18 protein-coding genes are annotated in these 19,879 nt (G+C 75.1%); 15 read left to right on the top strand and 3 right to left on the bottom strand.

Features of this window, described 5'->3' with window-relative positions; all coding sequences use genetic code 11:
* Window positions 1-46 precede the first annotated feature (46 nt).
* The 3 genes from IR170_RS12800 to IR170_RS12790 all read left to right on the top strand — a co-directional run bounded on the left by IR170_RS12800 (window position 47) and on the right by IR170_RS12790 (window position 2,677).
* Entirely contained in the window at window positions 47-913 is an 867-nt protein-coding gene (locus IR170_RS12800) for a LamB/YcsF family protein (protein ID WP_319805072.1), read from the top strand.
* A 92-nt stretch (window positions 914-1,005) separates the two neighbouring features.
* Complete coding sequence (locus IR170_RS12795; RefSeq protein ID WP_193664572.1) at window positions 1,006-1,635, top strand: 5-oxoprolinase subunit B family protein; 630 nt, start codon at window positions 1,006-1,008, stop codon at window positions 1,633-1,635.
* A 151-nt stretch (window positions 1,636-1,786) separates the two neighbouring features.
* Entirely contained in the window at window positions 1,787-2,677 is an 891-nt protein-coding gene (locus IR170_RS12790) for a 5-oxoprolinase subunit C family protein (RefSeq protein ID WP_319805060.1), read from the top strand.
* Here IR170_RS12790 and IR170_RS12785 read toward each other — a convergent pair.
* The gene (locus tag IR170_RS12785; protein WP_319805059.1) at window positions 2,640-4,169 is read right to left on the bottom strand and encodes a DNA polymerase IV; all 1,530 of its coding nucleotides are present in this window, start codon (window positions 4,167-4,169) and stop codon (window positions 2,640-2,642) included. The genes IR170_RS12790 and IR170_RS12785 overlap by 38 nt on opposite strands.
* A gap of 246 nt (window positions 4,170-4,415) precedes the next feature.
* Here IR170_RS12785 and IR170_RS12780 point away from each other — a divergent pair, with 246 nt between their 5' ends.
* Together IR170_RS12780 and IR170_RS12775 are read left to right on the top strand one after the other, a co-directional pair.
* Window positions 4,416-5,567, top strand: a complete 1,152-nt coding sequence (locus tag IR170_RS12780) for a DUF4192 domain-containing protein (protein WP_193664568.1) — start codon at window positions 4,416-4,418, stop codon at window positions 5,565-5,567.
* Between the two features lie 206 nt (window positions 5,568-5,773).
* A complete protein-coding gene (locus IR170_RS12775; protein ID WP_193664567.1) occupies window positions 5,774-7,240 on the top strand; it encodes a glutamate--cysteine ligase in 1,467 nt (488 codons plus the stop codon).
* 34 nt (window positions 7,241-7,274) lie between these two features.
* Here IR170_RS12775 and IR170_RS12770 read toward each other — a convergent pair whose 3' ends face one another.
* The gene (locus IR170_RS12770) at window positions 7,275-7,784 is read right to left on the bottom strand and encodes a hypothetical protein (protein ID WP_251531092.1); all 510 of its coding nucleotides are present in this window, start codon (window positions 7,782-7,784) and stop codon (window positions 7,275-7,277) included.
* A gap of 137 nt (window positions 7,785-7,921) precedes the next feature.
* Between IR170_RS12770 and IR170_RS12765 the strand changes: the two genes are divergently transcribed.
* The 8 genes from IR170_RS12765 (at window position 7,922) to egtD (ending at window position 16,593) form a co-directional block, all read left to right on the top strand.
* Window positions 7,922-8,323, top strand: coding sequence for a universal stress protein (locus IR170_RS12765; RefSeq protein ID WP_056862564.1), 402 nt, complete (start codon window positions 7,922-7,924; stop codon window positions 8,321-8,323).
* A 57-nt stretch (window positions 8,324-8,380) separates the two neighbouring features.
* Window positions 8,381-8,953 carry an HhH-GPD-type base excision DNA repair protein gene (locus tag IR170_RS12760; protein ID WP_193664566.1) on the top strand — a complete coding sequence of 191 codons (573 nt, stop codon included), beginning with the start codon at window positions 8,381-8,383 and terminating at the stop codon, window positions 8,951-8,953.
* 384 nt (window positions 8,954-9,337) lie between these two features.
* On the top strand, window positions 9,338-10,663 hold the full coding sequence (locus tag IR170_RS12755) for an RNA polymerase sigma factor (protein WP_200918959.1): 1,326 nt from the start codon (window positions 9,338-9,340) through the stop codon (window positions 10,661-10,663).
* A 188-nt stretch (window positions 10,664-10,851) separates the two neighbouring features.
* Window positions 10,852-12,099 carry an MFS transporter gene (locus tag IR170_RS12750; protein ID WP_319805058.1) on the top strand — a complete coding sequence of 416 codons (1,248 nt, stop codon included), beginning with the start codon at window positions 10,852-10,854 and terminating at the stop codon, window positions 12,097-12,099.
* A 225-nt stretch (window positions 12,100-12,324) separates the two neighbouring features.
* Window positions 12,325-13,611, top strand: a complete 1,287-nt coding sequence (egtA, locus tag IR170_RS12745; RefSeq protein ID WP_193664564.1) for an ergothioneine biosynthesis glutamate--cysteine ligase EgtA — start codon at window positions 12,325-12,327, stop codon at window positions 13,609-13,611.
* Entirely contained in the window at window positions 13,604-14,923 is a 1,320-nt protein-coding gene (gene egtB, locus IR170_RS12740; protein WP_319805057.1) for an ergothioneine biosynthesis protein EgtB, read from the top strand. Before egtA ends, egtB begins: the two co-directional genes overlap by 8 nt.
* A 31-nt stretch (window positions 14,924-14,954) precedes the next feature.
* Entirely contained in the window at window positions 14,955-15,608 is a 654-nt protein-coding gene (gene egtC, locus IR170_RS12735; RefSeq protein ID WP_251531085.1) for an ergothioneine biosynthesis protein EgtC, read from the top strand.
* Between the two features lies 1 nt (window position 15,609).
* Complete coding sequence (gene egtD / locus IR170_RS12730; RefSeq protein ID WP_227489149.1) at window positions 15,610-16,593, top strand: L-histidine N(alpha)-methyltransferase; 984 nt, start codon at window positions 15,610-15,612, stop codon at window positions 16,591-16,593.
* An 84-nt stretch (window positions 16,594-16,677) separates the two neighbouring features.
* Here the strand turns inward: egtD and IR170_RS12725 are convergent, their stop codons facing one another.
* Window positions 16,678-16,896, bottom strand: coding sequence for a DUF7455 domain-containing protein (locus IR170_RS12725; RefSeq protein ID WP_056862569.1), 219 nt, complete (start codon window positions 16,894-16,896; stop codon window positions 16,678-16,680).
* A 423-nt stretch (window positions 16,897-17,319) separates the two neighbouring features.
* On the opposite strand from IR170_RS12725, the gene IR170_RS12720 reads away from it, so the two are divergent.
* Together IR170_RS12720 and IR170_RS12715 are read left to right on the top strand one after the other, a co-directional pair.
* Entirely contained in the window at window positions 17,320-19,431 is a 2,112-nt protein-coding gene (locus IR170_RS12720) for a DNA gyrase/topoisomerase IV subunit B (RefSeq protein WP_193664739.1), read from the top strand.
* Complete coding sequence (locus tag IR170_RS12715; RefSeq protein WP_193664559.1) at window positions 19,428-19,856, top strand: hypothetical protein; 429 nt, start codon at window positions 19,428-19,430, stop codon at window positions 19,854-19,856. Before IR170_RS12720 ends, IR170_RS12715 begins: the two co-directional genes overlap by 4 nt.
* The last annotated feature ends 23 nt before the right edge of the window (window positions 19,857-19,879 follow it).

Raw genomic sequence — 19,879 nt, 5'->3', positions numbered from 1 at the left:
TCCGGCGGCGCGACCGGCCACGGGTCGGTAGCGTCGCGGCGTGCCCGTGGACCTGAACGCCGACCTCGGCGAGGAGATCACCGACGACGCCGCGCTGCTGGGCGTCGTGACCAGCGCCAACGTCGCCTGCGGCTACCACGCCGGCTCCGCCGCGATCATGCGCGCCGTGTGCGAGCAGGCCGTGGCCGCCGGGGTGGCGGTGGGGGCCCAGGTGTCGTACGACGACCGGGCCCGCTTCGGGCGCGTGGCCCTCGACGTCGAGCCCGACGTGCTGCGCGAGCAGGTCGCCGACCAGGTGGGTCTGCTGGCGGGGATCGCCCGGGCCGCCGGCACCTGGGTCACCTACGTCAAGCCCCACGGCGCGCTCTACCACCGCACCCTCGACGACGCCGCGCAGGCCGCGGCGGTGCTGGCGGGGTCGGTCACCGACGACGGGGCCCTGCCCGTGCTCGGCATGCCCGGGGTGCTGCTCGACCTCGCGCGCGACGGCGGTCGGCGCACCGTGCTCGAGGGCTTCCCCGACCGCGGCTACACCCCCGCCGGGCGGTTGGTGCCGCGCTCCGAGCCGGGGGCGGTGCTCGACGACGACGCCCTGGTGGCGGCGCGGGCGGTCACGCTCGCGACCCGGGGGAGCGGCGCCCTCGTGGCAGGTGGCGAGCGGGACGGCGAGCACGGGAACGGTCAGGACGCGACCGGCCGGGGTGGGGACGGTCGGGGCGGGGACGCTCGCAGTGGCGTCGCGCCGGGGCGACCCGTCGAGCGCGCGGTGGAGTCGGTCTGCGTGCACGGTGACCACCCCGGGGCGGTCGCGCGGGCCCGGCGGGTCCGAGCGGCCCTCGAGGCCGCCGGCCTCGACCTGCGGCCCTTCGCCCCGCCGAGCGCGGTCGACGGGCGCACGGGGCGGACGGGGTGAACGAGCGGACGGGCGGCCGGGCAGGCGGGCGACCGCGCGGCGCGGGGTCCGCTGCCGACGGGGCGGTCGTGGCCGGAGCGGGTGGCGACGCCGTGAGCGGTCGCGTCGGTGCGCGGCGGGTGCTGGCGTACGGCCCGCACGCACTGCTCGTGGAGGTGGACGACGCCGACGGGGCCGCGGCGCTGGCCTCGTGGCTGCGAGCGCAGGGCCCGCCCGCGGAGGACGTGGTGCCGGCCGCCGCCACCGTGCTCGTCGACGGGCTGGCCGACGCCGCCGCCCACGCCGCGGTGCGCGACGCGGTCGCGCGCTGGCACCCCAGGGCCGGGGTGACCGACGGGCCGCTCGTGGTGCTCGAGGTCGACTACGACGGCGAGGACCTCGCCGACGTCGCCGCCCTGTGGGGCTGCTCGGTGCAGGAGGCGGTCGCGCGGCACACCGCCCTCGAGCTCACGGCCGCCTTCTGCGGCTTCGCCCCGGGCTTCTCCTACCTCGTCGGGCTGCCCGCCGCGCTCGCGGTGCCGCGCCTGGCCACCCCCCGCACCCGGGTGCCGGCCGGGTCGGTGGCGCTGGCCGACCGCTGGTGCGGGGTCTACCCCACCGCCTCGCCGGGCGGCTGGCGGCTGATCGGTCGCACCGACGCCGTGCTGTGGGACCCCGACCGGCTCGACCCGGGCCCGGCGCTGCTGGCCCCGGGGACGCGGGTGAGGTTCGTGGCGCGGTGAGGACTGGCGCGGTGAGGGGTGGCGCGGTCGGCGTGGGTCTGGGGTGGACGTCATGCGGATCGTGGATGCGCATCCACCTGTCGCATGACGCACCGGGGCGCGACGTCCCCGGGCGCGACCTGCTCGGGTCTGACGCTCACAGCGGGTGCGCGTGACCGGGGCCGTCACGGCGCCGGCGGCCGGGGGTCCCGCGGGTCACGTGGAGGTGCTCGACCCCGGGCCGCTGACCCTGGTGCAGGACCGCGGCCGTCCCGGGCACGCCCATCTCGGCGTGCCGCGCGCCGGGGCCCTCGACCCCGCGGCCGCCGCGCTCGCCGGGCGACTGGTGGGCAACGGGCCCGACGACGCCGTGCTCGAGGTGCTGCTCGGCGGTCTGGTGCTGCGGTGGGGCCCGGTCGGGGCGTGGGTGGCCGTCACCGGCGCCCCCGTCACGGTCTGGGTCGACGGCCGCGCCTCGTCGACCGGCCGCGCGGAGTGGGTGCCGGCGGGCGCGACGCTGCGCCTGGGCCCGCCGCCGGTCGGGCTGCGCTCGTGGGTGGCCGTCGCCGGCGGGATCGCGGTCGACCCCGTGCTCGGCTCACGCTCGCGCGACACCCTGGCCGGGGTCGGTCCGGCCCCGCTGGCGCCCGGCGACGTGCTGCCGCTCGGTCCGCGGCAGGCCCCTCCGGCCCCGGTGGTGGTGCCGCCGGGGCCGGCGTACGACGGGGCGCTGGGGGTCTCCGCGGGGCCGCGGGCCGACTGGCTCGGCCGCGCGGGGTGGGAGCGGCTGCTGGCCACGCCGTGGCGGGTCGGCGGTGGCTCCGACCGGGTGGGGCTGCGGCTGGAGGGCGAGCCGCTCGCGCGGGCGCGCGAGGGCGAGCTGGCCAGCGAGGGGGTGGTGCTCGGCGCGGTGCAGCTGCCGCCCGACGGCCGGCCGGTGGTGTTCCTGGCCGACCACCCGACGACCGGCGGCTACCCGGTGGTCGCCGTGGTGGTGGCCGAGCACGTGGCCCGCTGCGCCCAGCTCAGGCCCGGGGACCCGGTGCGTCTGGTGGCGCGCTGAGGCCGCCGGCGTCATCGCCCGTGTCCTCCCCGACCTCTCCGACCTCCCCGTCGTCGCCCGTGCTGTCGGCGGCACTCTGGGCCGCGACGTCGGTGCTCCCGTCCGCGTCGGTCACCGTGTCGCGCCCGGCGGGTCCCACGGGCTCGGCGGGATCGGCGGGATCGGCGGGATCGGCGGGCTCGGGCGGCAGCCAGGCGTGCAGCTGCGGGTCGTCGGCGGCGTAGGAGCGCACCGGGCCGGCGGTGGTCTCGGCGGTCTCGAAGCGCACGGTGACGACGCCGCGCCCCGAGCCCCACACCCAGCCGCGGCCCATCTCGTCGTGCTCGACGTCGAGCCCCGGGGGCCAGGTCTCGCGGCGCCGCATGGTCGGCAGGTCGACGGGCACCTCGGGCTCGGGCTCGGCGTCGGTGCCGCCGAAGAGGTCCTCCTGCACCCAGTCGGCCAGTCCGGAGACACCGACGCCGAGCAGGCGCACGCCGCCGCTGAGGTCGGCGCTGGCGAGCAGGTCGCCGAGGAGGGAGCGGGCGACCCGGGCGATGGTGCCGGCGGTGTCGGTGGGGGAGGGCAGGGTGCTCGACCGGTTGACCGTGGTGAAGTCGTGCAGCCTCACCTTGATCGTGATCGTGCGACCCGACAGCCCGTGCTTGACCAGCCGGGCGGCCACCTCGCCGGCCTGGCGGGTGAGCAGCCCCTCCATCAGTCGGCGGTCGGTGAGGTCGGTGTCGTAGGTGCCCTCGACGCTGACCGACTTGGCCTCGCGCTCCGCGACCACGGGGCGGTCGTCGAGGGCCCTGGCCAGGTGCCACAGGCCGGTCCCGTGGGAGCGGCCCACGATCCGCACGAGCTCCTCGGCGCTGACCGCCTCGAGGTCGGCGACGGTGACGATGCCGGCGCGACGCAGCCGCTCCGCCGTGGCCGGCCCGACGCCCGGGATCACCGTGGCCTTCATCGGTCGCAGCAGCTCCTGCTCGGTGCCGGGCGCCACCACCGTCAGCCCGTCGGGCTTGTCGAGGTCGCTGGCGACCTTGGCGATGAACTTGCTGGTGCCCAGCCCCACCGAGGCCGTCAGGCCGCCGGTCGCCGCCGAGACCTCCCGGCGCAGCCGCTGGGCGAAGGCGGTGACGGTGGGCGTCTCGAGGTCGGGCAGGTCGGCGCGCTCGAGGTCGACGAACGCCTCGTCGAGCGAGAGCGGCTCCACCAGCGGGGACACCGCGCGCAGCAGGCCCATGACCACGCCGCTGGCCTCGCGGTAGGCGTGGAAGCGACCGGTGAGGAAGGCGGCGTGCGGGCACCGTGAGCGCGCCTCGCGGGTCGACATCGCCGAGTGCACCCCGAAGACCCGGGCCTCGTAGGACGCGGTCGACACCACGCCCCGGCCGCCGACGCCGCCGACCACGACGGGCTTGCCGCGCAGCGACGGCTTGTCGCGCTGCTCGACCGAGGCGAAGAAGGCGTCGAGGTCCAGGTGGAGGACCGAGGCCTGGGCACGCACGTCGGCAACGTACCCGCCGGCCCCGTCCTCGCCCGCGACGACACGGGAGCAGGGGCACCGCGCCGGCCGCCGCGCGTGCGCCTCGGCGCGCCCGGGCCCCGCGCACTCCCTCCCCGGAGGCGGCCCCCGGTCGGGCATCCCGCACCGAGGACCACGAGTCCTCCACCGCGACCCGTGCGCTCGACCCTCTCCACAGGCCTCGCGGTGCGCCCGGCGCGTGCGGCTGCGGCGGGGGAGCGTCGTGCCATGACCACGACTCCCGGTGCCCCCGGCTCCCCCCGCCCCGTCCCGTCCACATCGCGCGCCCCGGCCGCCACGGCCCCGCTGGTGGCCCGCACCCCCGAGGACGTCCTCGCCATGGTGCCGGCGGTGCTCGGCTTCACCCCGACGCAGTCGGTCGCCATGCTCACGCTCGGGGCCGCGCGGGCCTTCCACGCGCGGGTCGACCTGCCCACCGCGGCCCAGCTGGCCCAGGAGCCTGACGGCCTGACCGAGATGGTCGACCTGCTCCGGCAGCCGTGCGTGCGCCACCGGGTGCGTGCCGTGCTGCTGGTCGTCTTCAGCGACGACGAGCACACCGCGCTCGCCGCGCGTCGCGCCCTCGTGCCGGCCTTCCGGGGGAGCGGCATGGAGGTGGTCGACGTGCTGCGCGCCGACGGCCGCCGCTGGTGGCCGATGCTGCGCCGTCACCCCGGAGCCCCGCCCTGGGGAGTGCCCTACGACGTCAGCGAGCACCCGTTCGTGGCGCAGACCGTGCTCGCGGGCAAGGTCACCCACCCCACCCGCGAGGACCTCGACCGCTCCCTCGATCCCGGCCCGGCCGAGGTCGCGGCCCACGCCCGGGTCGCGGGCCTGGTGGCCCAGGGGCCGCTCGCCCCGCCGGGCGACACCGCGGGGGAGCTGGTCGAGGCGATGGCGCTGCGCGACCTGCTGCTCGACCACCACGTCGACGGCACGCTGCCCGACCCCGAGGAGGTCGCCCGGCTGCTGCTCGCGCTGCGCAGCCCACGGCTGCGCGACCTGGCCTGCGCGCTGGTGGAGCGCCGCGAGTCCGCCGCGTGGGCCGAGCTGTGGCGCGGGGTGCTGCGGCTGACGCCGCCCGAGCTCGTCGTCGGCCCCGCCACCGTCACCGCGTTCTGCGCCTGGCTCGCGGGGGAGGGGGCGCTGGCCTGGTGCGCCCTCGACCGTGCCCTGGCCGTCGACCCCGACCACTCCTTCGCCGGCCTGGTCGGCGGGCTGCTGACGGCCGCGGTGCCGCCGGCGGCGTGGGACGCGCCGGGCGGCCCGGGCCGCTCCGACCTGGTCGCCCTCCTCGAGGAGATCGAGGAGCTCGAGGAGCTCGACCGACGAGGGGAGCTCGACGACGACCCCGACGCGGGCCGCGACCACGGCTGGTAGGACGGGACCGGCGGCAGGCGGCCGGCGCCGTGGTCCTCTGCGCCGCCCGCTGTCTCCCGGCGGCCTGTCTCCCGGCGGCCTGTCTCCCGGCGACCTGTCTCCCGGCGACGCGCGCGGCCGCGGGCGGACGACATGGGCGGGTGCGCTCGGCGGGACGACGTCGGCGGGGTGAGGCGGCCGGCCGCCGGGGGCCCTAGGGTCGCGGCATGGGCGAAGAGGTGGAGGCGCAGGAGTTCTCGCGCGCAGACCGGACCAGGCACCGCGAGAAGGTGCGCCGCTGCCTCGACGTGTTCGCACGCATGCTGCGCGAGGCGCGCTTCGACACCGACGACCCGATGACCGGGCTCGAGGTCGAGCTCAACCTCGTCGACGACCGCGGCGACCCGGCGCTGAAGAACGCCGAGGCCCTCGAGGCGATCGCCGACCCCGACTTCCAGACCGAGCTGGGCCAGTTCAACATCGAGATCAACGTGCCCCCGGCCCGGCTGCGCGAGGGCGGGCTGCGCACCTTCGAGGACACCCTGCGCACCAGCCTCAACGAGGCCGAGCGCCGCTCCTCCCAGGTGGGGGCCCACCTGGTGATGATCGGCATCCTGCCCACCCTGGCCGAGGGCCACATGGGCATGCACAGCATCAGCTCCAACCCCCGCTACCGTCTGCTCAGCGACCAGATCCTCCACGCCCGCGGCGAGGACCTGACCATCGAGATCGCCGGGGCCACCGAGCGGCTCGACACCACCTCCGACTCGATCCTCCCGGAGGCGGCCTGCACCTCCACGCAGTTCCACGTGCAGACCTCGCCCGACCAGTTCGCGGCCTACTGGAACGCCTCGCAGGCCATCGCCGGCGTGCAGGTGGCGACCGCGGCCAACGCGCCCTACCTGCTGGGCAAGGAGCTGTGGCGCGAGACCCGCATCCCCCTGTTCGAGCAGGCCACCGACACCCGCAGCGAGGAGCTCAAGGCCCAGGGGGTGCGCCCGCGCGTGTGGTTCGGCGAGCGGTGGATCACCACGGTCTTCGACCTCTTCGAGGAGAACGTCCGCTACTTCCCGGCCCTGCTCCCCGTCACCGAGGAGGAGGACCCGCTCGAGGTGCTCGAGGCCGGCGGCACCCCCGCCCTCGCCGAGCTGCGGCTGCACAACGGCACCATCTACCGGTGGAACCGTCCGGTCTACGACGTCGCCGACGGGGTGCCGCACCTGCGCGTCGAGAACCGGCTGCTCGCGGCCGGGCCCACCGTCGCCGACACCGTCGCCAACGCCGCCTTCTACTTCGGTCTCGTGCGCGCCCTCGCCGAGAGCGAGCGGCCGCTGTGGTCGCAGATGTCGTTCAGCGTCGCGGAGGAGAACTTCCACGCCGCCGCCCAGCAGGGCATCGACGCCCAGATCTACTGGCCCGGCGTCGGACAGGTGCAGGCCACCGAGCTCGTGCTGCGCCGCCTTCTCCCGCTGGCCCACCAGGGCCTCGAGGCGTGGGGGGTGGCGGCCGCCGACCGCGACCGCTTCCTCGGGATCATCGAGCAGCGCTGCCTGACCGGCGTCAACGGCGCGCAGTGGTTCGCCGCGCGCATGGCCGAGCGCGCGGGGGAGGACCGCTACGACGCGCTGCGCGCGGTGCTCCTCGACTACACCGAGCGGATGCACACCAACGAGCCGGTGCACACCTGGACCTGAGCGCGGCCCGGTCGGGTGCCGCGCCGCCCGCGCCTCACCGCACCCGCAGGCGCCGCCAGCTCCGCCCCACCCCGCTGCGGGGGTCGCGCCAGGCGGTGCGGCTGACCACCACCATCACCAGCGGCAGCTCCGCCTCCGCGTAGGCCGCCCGGGCCGCGGCCAGCCACGCGAGGTCGACGTCCTGGAGGGCCAGGTCGCCCAGCCGTACCAGCCACACCACCGGCGCCGTGGGCGCCGCCTCGGCGTGCCCCTGCCGCGTCCGGTCCGCCGCGGCCAGCAGGTCCGCCCGGCGCACCATGGCCGCCACCACGTCGGTGCGCAGCGCCGGGTCGAGATCGGGGTCGTCGGTCCGCGGCACGAAGACCGCGGTCGGCCCGCCCGGCACACCCACGTGCAGGACGGGTGGGCGCACCCGGGTCGGGCCCGAGAGCGCCACGTCGAGCACGGCGCGTCGCAGCAGCGCCTCCATCCCGGGCGCGAGCGGCTCGGTGAGACCGCACGCGTCGCCGGGGCCGAGGGCGCGACGTACGGGTGGGTGGGGCACCGCCCCAGGGTGCCCGCCGGGATCCCCCGGCGCGCCTCGTCGTCCACAGGCTCCCGGAGCGCGCGCGGATCGGTTAAGTTGCCCGGAGGCGATCGACCCGATGACGAGTCGGTCGAGCCGACGACGAAGGAGTGCCGATGGGGACCGTGGTGGTCGGATACGTGGCGAAGGCCGAGGGCGAGGCCGCCCTCGACAAGGCGATCGAGGAGGCCACGCTGCGCGGCAAGAAGCTCGTGGTGGTCAACTCCCACCGCGGCGGCGCCGAGTTCGACGAGCACGCCTCCACCAAGGCCGAGGCCGACATGGACGCCGTGCGCGCGCGCCTCGAGGCCTCCGGCGTCGAGTTCGACCTGCGTCAGCTGGTGCGCGGCTTCGAGCCGGCCGAGGACCTCATCAGCATCGCCGAGGCCAACGACGCCGAGCTGCTGGTCATCGGCCTGCGCCGCCGCTCGCCCGTGGGCAAGCTGATCCTGGGCAGCAACGCCCAGCGGATCCTGCTCGACGCCCACTGCCCGGTGCTGGCGGTCAAGGCCGACTGAGCCCGCTCCCCGCCGGCGCGGCTGGCCCGTCGCGGGACCCTGGGACAGGATGGCGCCATGGCCATCCACATCACCGGCGACGACGCCGCCGACCAGGTGCTCTCCGACGACCCCTTCGCGCTGCTCGTGGGCATGATGCTCGACCAGCAGTACCCCATGGAGCACGCCTTCCGCGGCCCGGCGAAGGTGCTGGAGCGCTTCGGCAGCCTCGACCCGGCGCGGATCGCCGCGGCCGACCCCGAGGAGTTCGCGGCGCTGTGCGCCCAGCCGCCGGCCATCCACCGCTTCCCCGGGTCCATGGCCTCGCGGCTGCAGGAGCTGGCCCGCATCGTCGAGGACACCTACGACGGCCACGCCGAGCGGCTGTGGACCGAGGCCGCCGACGGACGCGACTTCCTCAAGCGGATGACCGCCCTGCCGGGCTTCGGCAAGCAGAAGGCGCAGATCTTCGTCGCGCTCGTGGCCAAGCAGCTCGACGTGCGCCCCGAGGGCTGGGAGAAGGTCGTGGGCGACTACGCCCACGAGGGCTACCGCTCCGTCGCCGACGTCGTGGACCCCGCCTCGCTGCAGAAGGTCCGCGAGCACAAGAAGGAGATGAAGGCCGCGGCCAAGGCGAAGGCCGGCGGCTGACGGCCCTGACCCGCCGTCTGAGAGCCCCGTTCACCTCCCGGCCACCCGCCGGTCGCCGTGCCGTACGCCGCCCCGGGCCGACCCGCCCGGGACGCTCCGGGCCCGGCCGGATGCGGTGTGCTCAGGGCCCCCGTGGCAGAATGACAGCGCGGCTCTTGACGACACCGGGCCTCGCCGCGCCCCCACGCCAGTTGACGAGAGGTGTTCGTGTCCTCGAACGCACGCAAGATCCCTGCCGAGGTGCTCGCCCACCCGGCTGTCGCGTCCCTCATCGAGCAGGGCACCCCCTCCGGGAGCGTCAGTCCTGAGGAGGTGCGCCAGGCCAGCGAGGACGCAGCGGTCGAGCCGCGCCACCTCAAGGCGCTGCTGGCCCACCTCAGCGAGATGGGCATCTCGGTGAACGTGCCGGCCGCCTCGCTGCGCGCCGTCGCTGCCACGTCGACCCGCAAGACCACCACCGCCAAGACGGCCAAGAAGGCGCCGGCCAAGGCCGCCGCCACCAAGGCCGCTCCGGCCAAGGCCGCCGCGACCAAGACGGCGGCCAAGACCACCGCCGCCAAGACGACCGCGGCCAAGACCGCCGCCGCGAAGAAGGCCGCCGCCGCCGAGGTGCCGGTCGTCACCGAGGAGCCGGTGCTCGGCCCCGACGGCAAGAAGATCCTGCCCGACGTGCCCGACGAGCAGTTCGAGAAGGACGTCAAGGCCGACCCGACGATCGTCGAGGACGAGAAGCAGGCCTCCTTCGTCGTCTCCGCCGCCGACGACACCGACGAGCCCGAGCAGCAGGTCATGGTCGCCGGAGCGACCGCCGACCCGGTCAAGGACTACCTCAAGCAGATCGGCAAGGTCCCGCTGCTCAACGCCGAGATGGAGGTCGAGCTGGCCAAGCGCATCGAGGCCGGCCTGTTCTCGGAGGAGAAGCTCGCCAAGGGCGGCAAGATCAGCGCCAAGCTCCTCGAGGAGCTGGAGTGGATCGCCGAGGACGGCCGCCGCGCCAAGAACCACCTCCTCGAGGCCAACCTGCGCCTCGTGGTCAGCCTGGCCAAGCGCTACACCGGCCGCGGCATGCTCTTCCTCGACCTGATCCAGGAGGGCAACCTCGGTCTGATCCGCGCGGTCGAGAAGTTCGACTACACCAAGGGCTACAAGTTCTCGACCTACGCCACCTGGTGGATCCGTCAGGCCATCACCCGCGCGATGGCCGACCAGGCCCGCACCATCCGCATCCCGGTGCACATGGTCGAGGTCATCAACAAGCTCGCCCGCGTGCAGCGCCAGATGCTCCAGGACCTGGGCCGCGAGCCCACGCCGGAGGAGCTGGCCAAGGAGCTCGACATGACCCCCGAGAAGGTCATCGAGGTCCAGAAGTACGGCCGCGAGCCCATCTCGCTGCACACGCCCCTGGGTGAGGACGGCGACTCGGAGTTCGGTGACCTCATCGAGGACTCCGAGGCCATCGTGCCCGCCGACGCGGTGTCCTTCACGCTGCTCCAGGAGCAGCTGCACGCCGTGCTCGACACGCTCTCCGAGCGCGAGGCCGGCGTGGTCTCGATGCGCTTCGGCCTCACCGACGGCCAGCCCAAGACCCTCGACGAGATCGGCAAGGTCTACGGCGTGACCCGCGAGCGGATCCGCCAGATCGAGTCGAAGACGATGTCGAAGCTGCGTCACCCCTCGCGCTCGCAGGTCCTGCGCGACTACCTCGACTGAGGTCCACCCCGGCGCACCGACGCCTCCCGGACGCCCCGTCCGCGCCACCCGGCGCAGGCGGGGCGTCCGTCGTCCCGCCCCACCGCCCGACCCCTCCGCCGGGGCCGCCCGGCGGCGCCTGGCGGGCCTCCGGCGCCGCTCGGGGGAGCGCCCAGGAATGCCGGGGGCGGGACCGGCCTTGGACCCCTGTGACCTCCCGCAGCACCCCGACCACCCCGACGACCTCCACCGCGCCGACGGCGGCGGGGCGTGATGGCCCCCGCGCCCAGGCGGCAGGCGTCGCCTTCGCCTTCCTCGTGGTGATGCTCGGCGCGACCCTCCCGACGCCGCTCTACCCGCTCTACGAGGCCGACCTCGGGTTCGGTCAGGCCACGGTGACGCTGGTGTTCGCGGCCTACGCCGTGGGGGTGCTCGCCGCGCTGCTGCTGCTCGGACGGGCCTCCGACGCGCTGGGACGCCGACGGCTGCTGCTGGTCGCCGTGGCGGTCTCGGCGCTCAGCACGCTGCTGTTCGTCACCACCCCCGACCTCTCGGGCCTCTACCTCGGGCGCGTGCTCTCGGGCCTCAGTGCCGGCATCGCCACGACCACGGGCACCGTCTACCTCGTCGAGCTCGCCCCCGAGGGCGGCCAGGCCCGCGCGTCGCTGCTGGCCACGGTGGTCAACATGACCGGCCTCGGCCTCGGCCCGCCGCTGGCCGGGCTGGTCTCCGAGCTGGCCCCGGCCCCGCTGGTCACGGCGTACGTCGTGCACCTCGGCCTGCTCGCTCTGGCGGTGCCGGCGCTGCTGCTGGCGCGCGAGGTGGTGGTGGCCCCGGGCGCCTCCCTGCGACCGGAGCGACCGAGCGTGGCCGCCGAGGCCCGCGCGGTGTTCGTGCCGGCGTCGCTGGCGGCCTTCGCGGCCTTCGCCGCGCTCGGGCTGGTCACCGGCGCCACGGCCGGCATCCTGGGGCAGGTGCTCGGGGTGAGCGACCGGGCCGCGGTCGGGTTCGTCGTGCTGACCCTCTTCGCCGCCTCCGCCGTGGCCCAGGTGGGCCTGCGCGGCGTCGCGACCCGGACCGCCCTCACCTCCGGCTGCCTGGTGCTCGTGCTCGGCGCCGCGGTGCTGGCCGCGGCGCTGCTGGCCGAGTCGGTGGCCGTGCTGGTCGCGGCGCTCGCGGTGATCGGCGTCGGGCAGGCCCTGGCCTTCCGTGCCGGCACCGCGGCCATCACCGCCGCGGCGCCCGCCGCCGAGCGCGCGCGCACGGTCACGAGCTTCTTCCTCGTGGCCTACCTCGCCATCTCCCTTCCGGTCGTGCTGCTGGGGGCGGCCTCGCTGCGCTGGGGGCTGCGCGACGCCACCCTCGGCTTCGCCGCCGGGGTCGCCCTGATCGCGCTGGCCTCCTTCGTCGCCCAGCTCGTCGTCGAGCGCCGCAGCACCTCCGGCCCCCGAGGCTGACGTCGTGCGGGGGGTGGATGCGCCTCCACGGAGCGCATGACGTCCTCATCGGAGGCGCGGGTGCGCGCGGCCGGAGCGGCCCGGGGCGACTCACCCACCCGAGGGGGTGCAGAAGTTGGGCCGGTGAGGTTGAGTGGGGGCAGAGGACGGTCGCAGCCAGGCCGCCCCAACACCGACCCGCGGTCGATCCGACCGGTCCGGACCAGGAGGGGGCCCGTTTCCGTCATGACCACCCACACCTCGCACCTCGCGCCACCCGAGCCGAGCCTGCAGACCCTCGCCGACGCCGACGTCCTCAGCGGACGCGACGCGGTGGCCGCCGCGGCGGCCTACGTCGCGGCCCAGGCGCTCGCCGACGGCCCGGTGGGCCGCGTCGGGCTCGAGCTGGAGCTGCACCTGGTCGACCTGGCGCGCCCCGCGGAGCGGGTCGCCTGGGCCGACGTGATGGCATTGGTGGCCGCGATGCCCGCCATGCCGTCGGGCAGCTCGGTCACCCTCGAGCCCGGGGGACAGCTGGAGCTCTCCACCCCGCCCCACGCCGATGTCGTCAGCTCCGTGGCCGCGCTGCGCGCCGACCGCGAGGTGCTGCGCGCAGCCTTGGCCGCCCGCGGCTACGCCGCCGTGCCGCTGGGCGCCGACCCCGTGCGCCCGCCGCGCCGGGTCAACCCCCACGCCCGCTACGACGCCATGGAGCGCCACTTCGCCGCGCGCTCCTGCGCCGGCGCCGGGCTGGCCATGATGACGGCCACGGCCGCCCTGCAGGTCAACCTCGACGCGGGTCCCGCCGCGGGCTGGTCGGACCGGCTCGCGCTGCTGCGCTCGCTCGTGCCGGTGCTGGTGGCGGCCTCGGCGGGCTCGCCGTACCTCGGTGGGCGCAGCTCGGGCTGGAGCTCGATGCGCCAGGAGACCTGGCAGGGCATCGACTCCGGGCGCAGCGACCCGGTCACCTCCGGCGAGCCGGGTGTGGCCTGGGCGCTCTACGCCCTCGACGCCCCCGTGATGCTGGTGCGCGAGGGTGCGGCGATGCGCGCGATCACCGAGCGGGTCACCTTCGCGGCCTGGCTGCGCGACCCCGCGCTCATCGGTCGGCCGGCCACGCTCACCGACCTCGACTACCACCTGACCACGCTCTTCCCGCCGGTGCGCCCGCGTGGGTACGTCGAGATCCGCTGCGTCGACGCCTTGCCCGACCGCTGGTGGCCCGCGGTGGCCGCCCTGGTCGTCGGCCTCGTCGACGACCCCGTGGCCGCCGACCTCGCCGCCGAGCTGTGCGAGCCCGTGGCCGGTGCCTGGGAGCGCGCCGCCCGCGACGGCGTGACCGACCCCGACCTGCGCCGCGCCGTCGCCGGCTGCACCGACCTGGCCGCCCGCCGCGCCCCCGCGGGCCTGCGCACCGAGCTCGAGGCCCTCGCGACGCTGGTCGCCGACGGGTCCTCGCCGGGCCAGGAGCTGCGCGCGGTCGCCGACACCCGGGGCCCGCTGGCCCTGCTCGAGGAGGAAGCCCGTGCCTGACCCCGCCCCCGACACCACTCCTGCCACCTCGCTCGACCTCCGCGAGCGCGCCGCGCGGGGCCTGGAGGCCTCGCGCGCGCGCACCCTGGGCCTGACCGACCTCGACGAGCCGGAGCTGACGGCGCAGCACAGCCCCTTGATGAGCCCGCTGGTCTGGGACCTCGCCCACATCGGGCAGCAGGAGGACCTCTGGCTGCTGCGCGGCGGGCGCACCGAGGCCCAGGGCCTCCTGCCCGCGCGCATCGAGAAGCTCTACGACGCCTTCGAGCACCCCCGTGCCACGCGCGTGGGCCTGCCGCTGCTCACGCCCCGCGAGGCGCGGTCCTACCTCGCCGACGTGCGCGGGCGCGTGCTCGACGGGCTCGAGGCCGCCGCCGTCGACGACGCCGAGGCGCTCTTCGCCTTCGCGATGGTCGAGCAGCACGAGCAGCAGCACGTCGAGACCATGCTCGCCACCCACCAGCTGCGCGACGGCACCCCGCTGCTGGGCTCGGGTGCGCCGCTGCCGCCGGGCCGTCCGCTGCCCGCCGACGCCGTGCACGTGCCCGCCGGGCCCTTCGTGCTCGGCGTCGACGGCACCGCGGAGCCCGACTCCCTCGACAACGAGCGTCCGGCCCACGTGGTCGACCTGCCGGCCTTCTCGATCGCGCGGCGCCCGGTCACCAACGCCGAGTGGGCCGCGTTCATGGCCGCCGGCGGCTACGACGACCCCGCCTGGTGGTCCGAGCGCGGCTGGGCCCACCGGCTCGAGGCGGGCCTGGAGCGGCCGCAGTTCTGGTCGCCCGACGGCTCGCGCCGCCGCTTCGGCGTCGTCGAGGACGTGCCGCCCGACGAGCCCGTGCAGCACGTGTGCTTCTTCGAGGCCGAGGCCTACGCCGCCTGGGCCGGCGCACGCCTGCCCACCGAGCAGGAGTGGGAGAAGGCCTGCGTCTGGGACCCCGCCCTGGGCCGGCGGCGCCGCTGGCCGTGGGGCGACAGCGAGTGGACCCCCGCCCTGGCGAACCTGGGCGGCGACGCGCTGCGCCCCGCCCCGGTCGGCGCCTACCCCGCCGGCGCCTCGGCCTACGGCGTGGAGCAGATGATCGGCGAGGTCTGGGAGTGGACCACCTCGGGCTTCGAGCCCTGGCCGGGCTTCGCCCCGATGCTGTACGCCGACTACAGCGCCCCCTTCTTCGGCGGCGACTACCGCGTGCTGCGCGGCGGGTCGTGGGCCGTCGGCGGGGCGAGCATCCGCCCGTCCTTCCGCAACTGGGACCACCCGCAGCGGCGACAGATCTTCAGCGGCCTGCGACTGGCGTGGGACGGTGTGTAGGCACCTGGCGTGGCTGGGGGAGCCCCGGAGCGTGGCCGACCTCGTGCTGCGCCCGCCGCACGGCCTGCTCACCCAGTCCTACGCGCCGCGCCGCCAGGCCCGCGGCCTGATGAACGCCGACGGCTGGGGCGTCGGCTTCTTCGCCCCCGACCGGGAGGAGCCGGTGCGCTGGCGCTCCTCGCGCCCGCTGTGGGCCGACCCGTCCTTCGCCTCGGTCGCGCCGGTGCTGACCTCCGGGGCCGTGGTCGCCGCGGTGCGCTCCGCGACCGTGGGGATGCCGGCCGACGAGACCGCCGCCGCGCCCTTCACCGACGGTCGCTGGCTGCTCTCGCACAACGGCTCGGTCGACCGGGCCGCGCTGCCGGCGACCCACGCGGCCGAGTCGGTCTGCGACTCGGCCGTGCTCGCCGCCCACGTGCTCGCCGAGGGGCCCGACCGGCTGGCCGCCACCGTGCTCGCCGTGGCCGAGCGGGCGCCTGCGGCGTACCTCAACCTGCTGCTGGGCGACGGCGAGCGCGTGCTCGCCACGACCTGGGGCGACCCGCTGTCCTACCTGGTCGAGCCCGACGGGGTGGCGGTGGCCAGCGAGCCCTGGGACGACGACCCGCGCTGGGTCGACGTGCCCGACCGACACCTGATCGAGGTGACCTCGTCCGGGGTCGCCGTGACCCCCCTGGAGAGCTGACATGCCCGCCCCCGAGACCCCCGGCGCCATGGGCGTCCACCTCGACCCCGGCGCCCTGGCCCGGCAGATGGCCGACGACGTGCGCGACGGGCTGGCCCGCAACCCCAAGGTGCTGCCGCCGAAGTACTTCTACGACGGTCGCGGCAGCGAGCTCTTCGACCAGATCACGCGGCTGCCGGAGTACTACCCGACCCGCACCGAGCGCGCCATCCTGGAGACGCAGGCCCGTGCGGTCGCCGCGGCCGCCGGAGCCGAGACCCTGCTGGAGCTGGGCAGCGGCACCTCGGAGAAGACCCGTCTGCTGCTCGAGGCGATGACCGAGGCCGGCACGCTGCGCCGCTTCGTGCCCTTCGACGTCGACCCGGTGGTGCTCGAGGAGGCCAGCCTCGCCGTGCACACCGACTTCCCGGGCCTGGCCGTCGAGCCCGAGGTGGGCGACTTCGAGAAGCACCTCGGCGAGCTGCCGCGCCACCCGCGCACCGCGGTCGCGTTCCTCGGGTCCACGATCGGCAACCTCGACCCCGACCAGCGCCGCTCCTTCCTCGCCGGTGTGCGGGGTGTGCTCGGCGAGGACGGCTGCTTCCTGCTGGGCACCGACCTGGTCAAGCCGGTCGAGCGGCTCGAACGGGCCTACGACGACGCCGCGGGCGTCACCGCCGCCTTCAACCAGAACGTGCTGCACGTGATCAACCGCAGCCTGGGCGCCGACTTCGACGTCGACGCCTTCGCCCACCGCGCGGTCTGGGTGCCCGAGCACGAGTGGGTCGAGATGCGCCTGGAGTCGCTGCGCGAGCAGACGGTGCGCCTCGCGGCCCTCGACCTGGAGGTGCGCTTCGCCGCCGGTGAGCAGATGCGCACCGAGATCTCCACGAAGTTCCGCCGCGAGGGCGTCGAGGCCGAGCTGGCCGCCGCGGGCCTGCGCGTCGAGGAGTGGTGGACCGACCCGGCCGGCGACTTCGCGCTCTCGCTGTCGCGCCCGGCCTGACCCCGGGAACGCCGACGGCCCCGGACGTGGAGTCCGGGGCCGTCGGGGCGTAGGTGGGGTGGGACCGCGTGGGTCGGTGTCAGCTCAGGAGCCGGCGGCCGGGGAGCCGCTGAGCTTGTGGGTCTCGTCGACGACGTTCGCCGCGACCTCCTTGAGCTTGTCACCGTGCTCCCGGGCGTGGTGGGCGCAGAAGAGCAGCTCACCGCCCGACTGGAGCTCCACACGGAGGTAGGCCTGGGCGCCGCAACGGTCGCAGCGGTCTGCGGCAGTCAGCGCAGAGCTGGGGGCAAGTGCAGTAGTCACATCGGCCTCATTTCTAGATCATCCGGTGTTGATCTCAACGTAGCGGCGGGGGCCAAGATTCCCGGAGCCGTGTGGCCCCGGACACGTGGTCCTCGTGCTGCCTCGGTGGTGCCTGAGTCGTGCGGTGCGTCTCCCCGGCCGGGGCTGCTGGTGCGCCGCGACGTCGGTGTCGCGGGCCCGGTCTGCTGCGGCCCTCGGGAAGGGGTTCGGCGGTGGAGCGTCGGTGCTGAGGTGTTGTCGGCCTCTGGATCGGATCTTGTCCCAGATACCGTCCCGACAGTCTCACCCCTGCGGGCGCCTCCCGGGCGGACCGGCCGATATCCGGTCGAGTTCGTGTCCACATCGTGATGGACCCCGGGGAGGGGCGAGCCTGCGGAGACTGTCGGTGCCTCACCGGTAGATTCGGCACCGACACCACCCCGGATTGCCGACCCCGGACCGCGCAGGAGCCCCACGATCGCCGACAACACCTACAACGCCGCCCACCTGCTGGTCCTCGAGGGGCTGGAGGCGGTGCGCAAGCGACCGGGCATGTACATCGGCTCCACCGACACGCGGGGGCTGATGCACTGCCTGTGGGAGATCATCGACAACGGCGTCGACGAGGCCCTGGCGGGTGCGGCGCACCGGGTCGAGGTCACGCTGCACCCCGACGGCTCCGCCGAGGTCCACGACGACGGGCGCGGCATCCCGACCGACAAGGAGCCCAAGACGGGGCTGCCCGGGGTCGAGGTGGTGGCCACCAAGCTCCACGCGGGCGGCAAGTTCGGCGGCGGGTCCTACGTCGCGACCGGCGGCCTGCACGGGGTGGGCCTCTCGGTGGTCAACGCGCTGTCGTCGCGCATGGACGTCGACGTCGAGCGCTCCCCGGCGGTCCAGGGCATCTCCTTCCAGCGCGGCGTGCCCGGCGTCTTCGACGCCGACGGGCTGGGTCCCAGCGGTCGCGGCGCGGGCTTCGAGCCCCGCTCGGGGCTGACCCGCAAGGGCGCCCGGGTGGCCAAGGGCCGCTCCGGCACCCGCATCCGCTTCTGGCCCGACCGCCAGATCTTCACCAAGGAGGCGCAGTTCGTCTACGACGAGCTGGTCACCCGCGCACGCCAGACCTCCTTCATCGTCCCCGGCCTCGAGCTGGTGCTGCGCGACCTGCGCGGTGCCGAGCCGGTGGAGGAGTCCTTCCGCCACGACGGCGGCATCTCGGAGTTCACCGAGTTCCTCGCCGCCGACGAGGCGGTGACCTCGGTGCTGCGGCTGCAGGGCATGGACACCTTCACCGAGACCGTGCCGCTGCTCGACGAGCACGGCCACATGACCCCGCAGGAGATCGAGCGCGAGCTGCACGTCGACGTCGCGGTGCGGTGGGGCACGGGCTACGACACCGAGCTGCGCTCCTTCGTCAACGTCATCGCCACGCCCAAGGGCGGCACGCACCTCAGCGGCTTCGAGCAGGCCGTGACCAAGACCTTCAACGACGTCATGCGCGCCACCAAGGCGCTCAAGGTCAACGACGCCGACGTCATCAAGGACGACGTGCTCGAGGGCCTCACCGGCGTGGTCACCGTGCGCCTGGCCGAGCCGCAGTTCGAGGGCCAGACCAAGGAGATCCTCGGCACGCCGGCAGCGCGCTCGGTGGTGCGCAAGGTCGTGGCGGCCGAGCTCAAGACCTTCCTCACCTCGACCAAGCGCGAGGAGAAGGCCCAGGCCAAGCTGGTGATGGAGAAGGTGGTCGGGGCGTCCAGGACCCGCATCGCCGCGCGCCAGCACAAGGAGACCCAGCGCCGCAAGAACGCCCTGGAGTCCTCGGCCCTGCCCTCCAAGCTCGCCGACTGCCGGGCCAACGACAACGACCGCACCGAGCTGTTCATCGTCGAGGGCGACTCCGCCCTCGGCACGGCCAAGCTGGCCCGCAACTCCGAGTTCCAGGCGCTGCTGCCGATCCGCGGCAAGATCCTCAACGTGCAGAAGGCCTCGGTCGGCGACATGCTCAAGAACACCGAGTGCGCCTCGATCATCCAGGTGGTCGGCGCCGGCTCGGGCCGCACCTTCGAGATGGAGGCGCGGCGCTACGGGCGGATCATCTTCATGGCCGACGCCGACTCCGACGGCGCCCACATCCGCTGCCTCCTCGCCACCCTCTTCTTCAAGTACATGCCCGACCTGATCGCCGAGGGGAGGGTCTACTCCGCCGTGCCGCCCCTGCACCGCATCGAGCTGTCGAACCCCAAGAAGGGCATGGACAAGTACGTCTACACCTATTCCGACGACGAGCTGCAGCGCAAGCTCGCGGAGCTGTCCAAGAAGAACGTGCGGTGGAAGGACCCCGTCCAGCGCTACAAGGGGCTGGGCGAGATGGACGCCGACCAGCTGGCCGAGACCACCATGGACCCGCGCCACCGCACGCTGCGCCGCATCACCGTCGACGACGCCGACGTCGCCTCCCAGGTCTTCGAGCTCCTCATGGGCTCCGAGGTCGCCCCACGCAAGGAGTTCATCGTGCAAGGTGCCTACGACGTCGACGTGGAAGCGCTGGACGCATGAGCGCGCCGTGGCGCGACGCGGCCTCCGAGCCGGTCCGTGACGACCTCGACTCCCTGGCCGGCGAGGCCGTCACCCGGGCCCAGGCCCTGCTGGAGGAGTCGGGGGAGTTCTACCCCTTCGGCCTCAGCGCCGACGCCGAGGGGCTCGCGCTCGTCGGTGCCGACGACCTCGGCTCGCACCCGCAGGCCGGCGAGGTGCTCGACGTGCTGGTGGCCGGGCTCCACGCCTCGCGCGACACGCTGCGGGCCACGGCGCTGGTCTACCCGGTGAGCGTCGAGGGCTCCGCGGCCGTGCGCGTCGAGCTCGAGCACCGCGACGGTCCGGCGCTCGAGGTGCTGGTGCCCTACACCGTCAACCGGCGGCGCACGAAGGTGACCCTCGGCGCCTCCTCGGTCGCGGAGGGCCCGCGACAGATCTGGGTGTGACTCCGGTCTGGGTGTGGCGCCGG

The organism is Nocardioides kribbensis (genome assembly GCF_015070375.1).
GTDB classification, from domain to species: Bacteria; Actinomycetota; Actinomycetes; order Propionibacteriales; family Nocardioidaceae; genus Nocardioides; species Nocardioides kribbensis.
The sequence above is the reverse complement of the archived record's forward strand: the minus strand, read 5'-3'. Positions and strand labels throughout refer to the sequence as shown.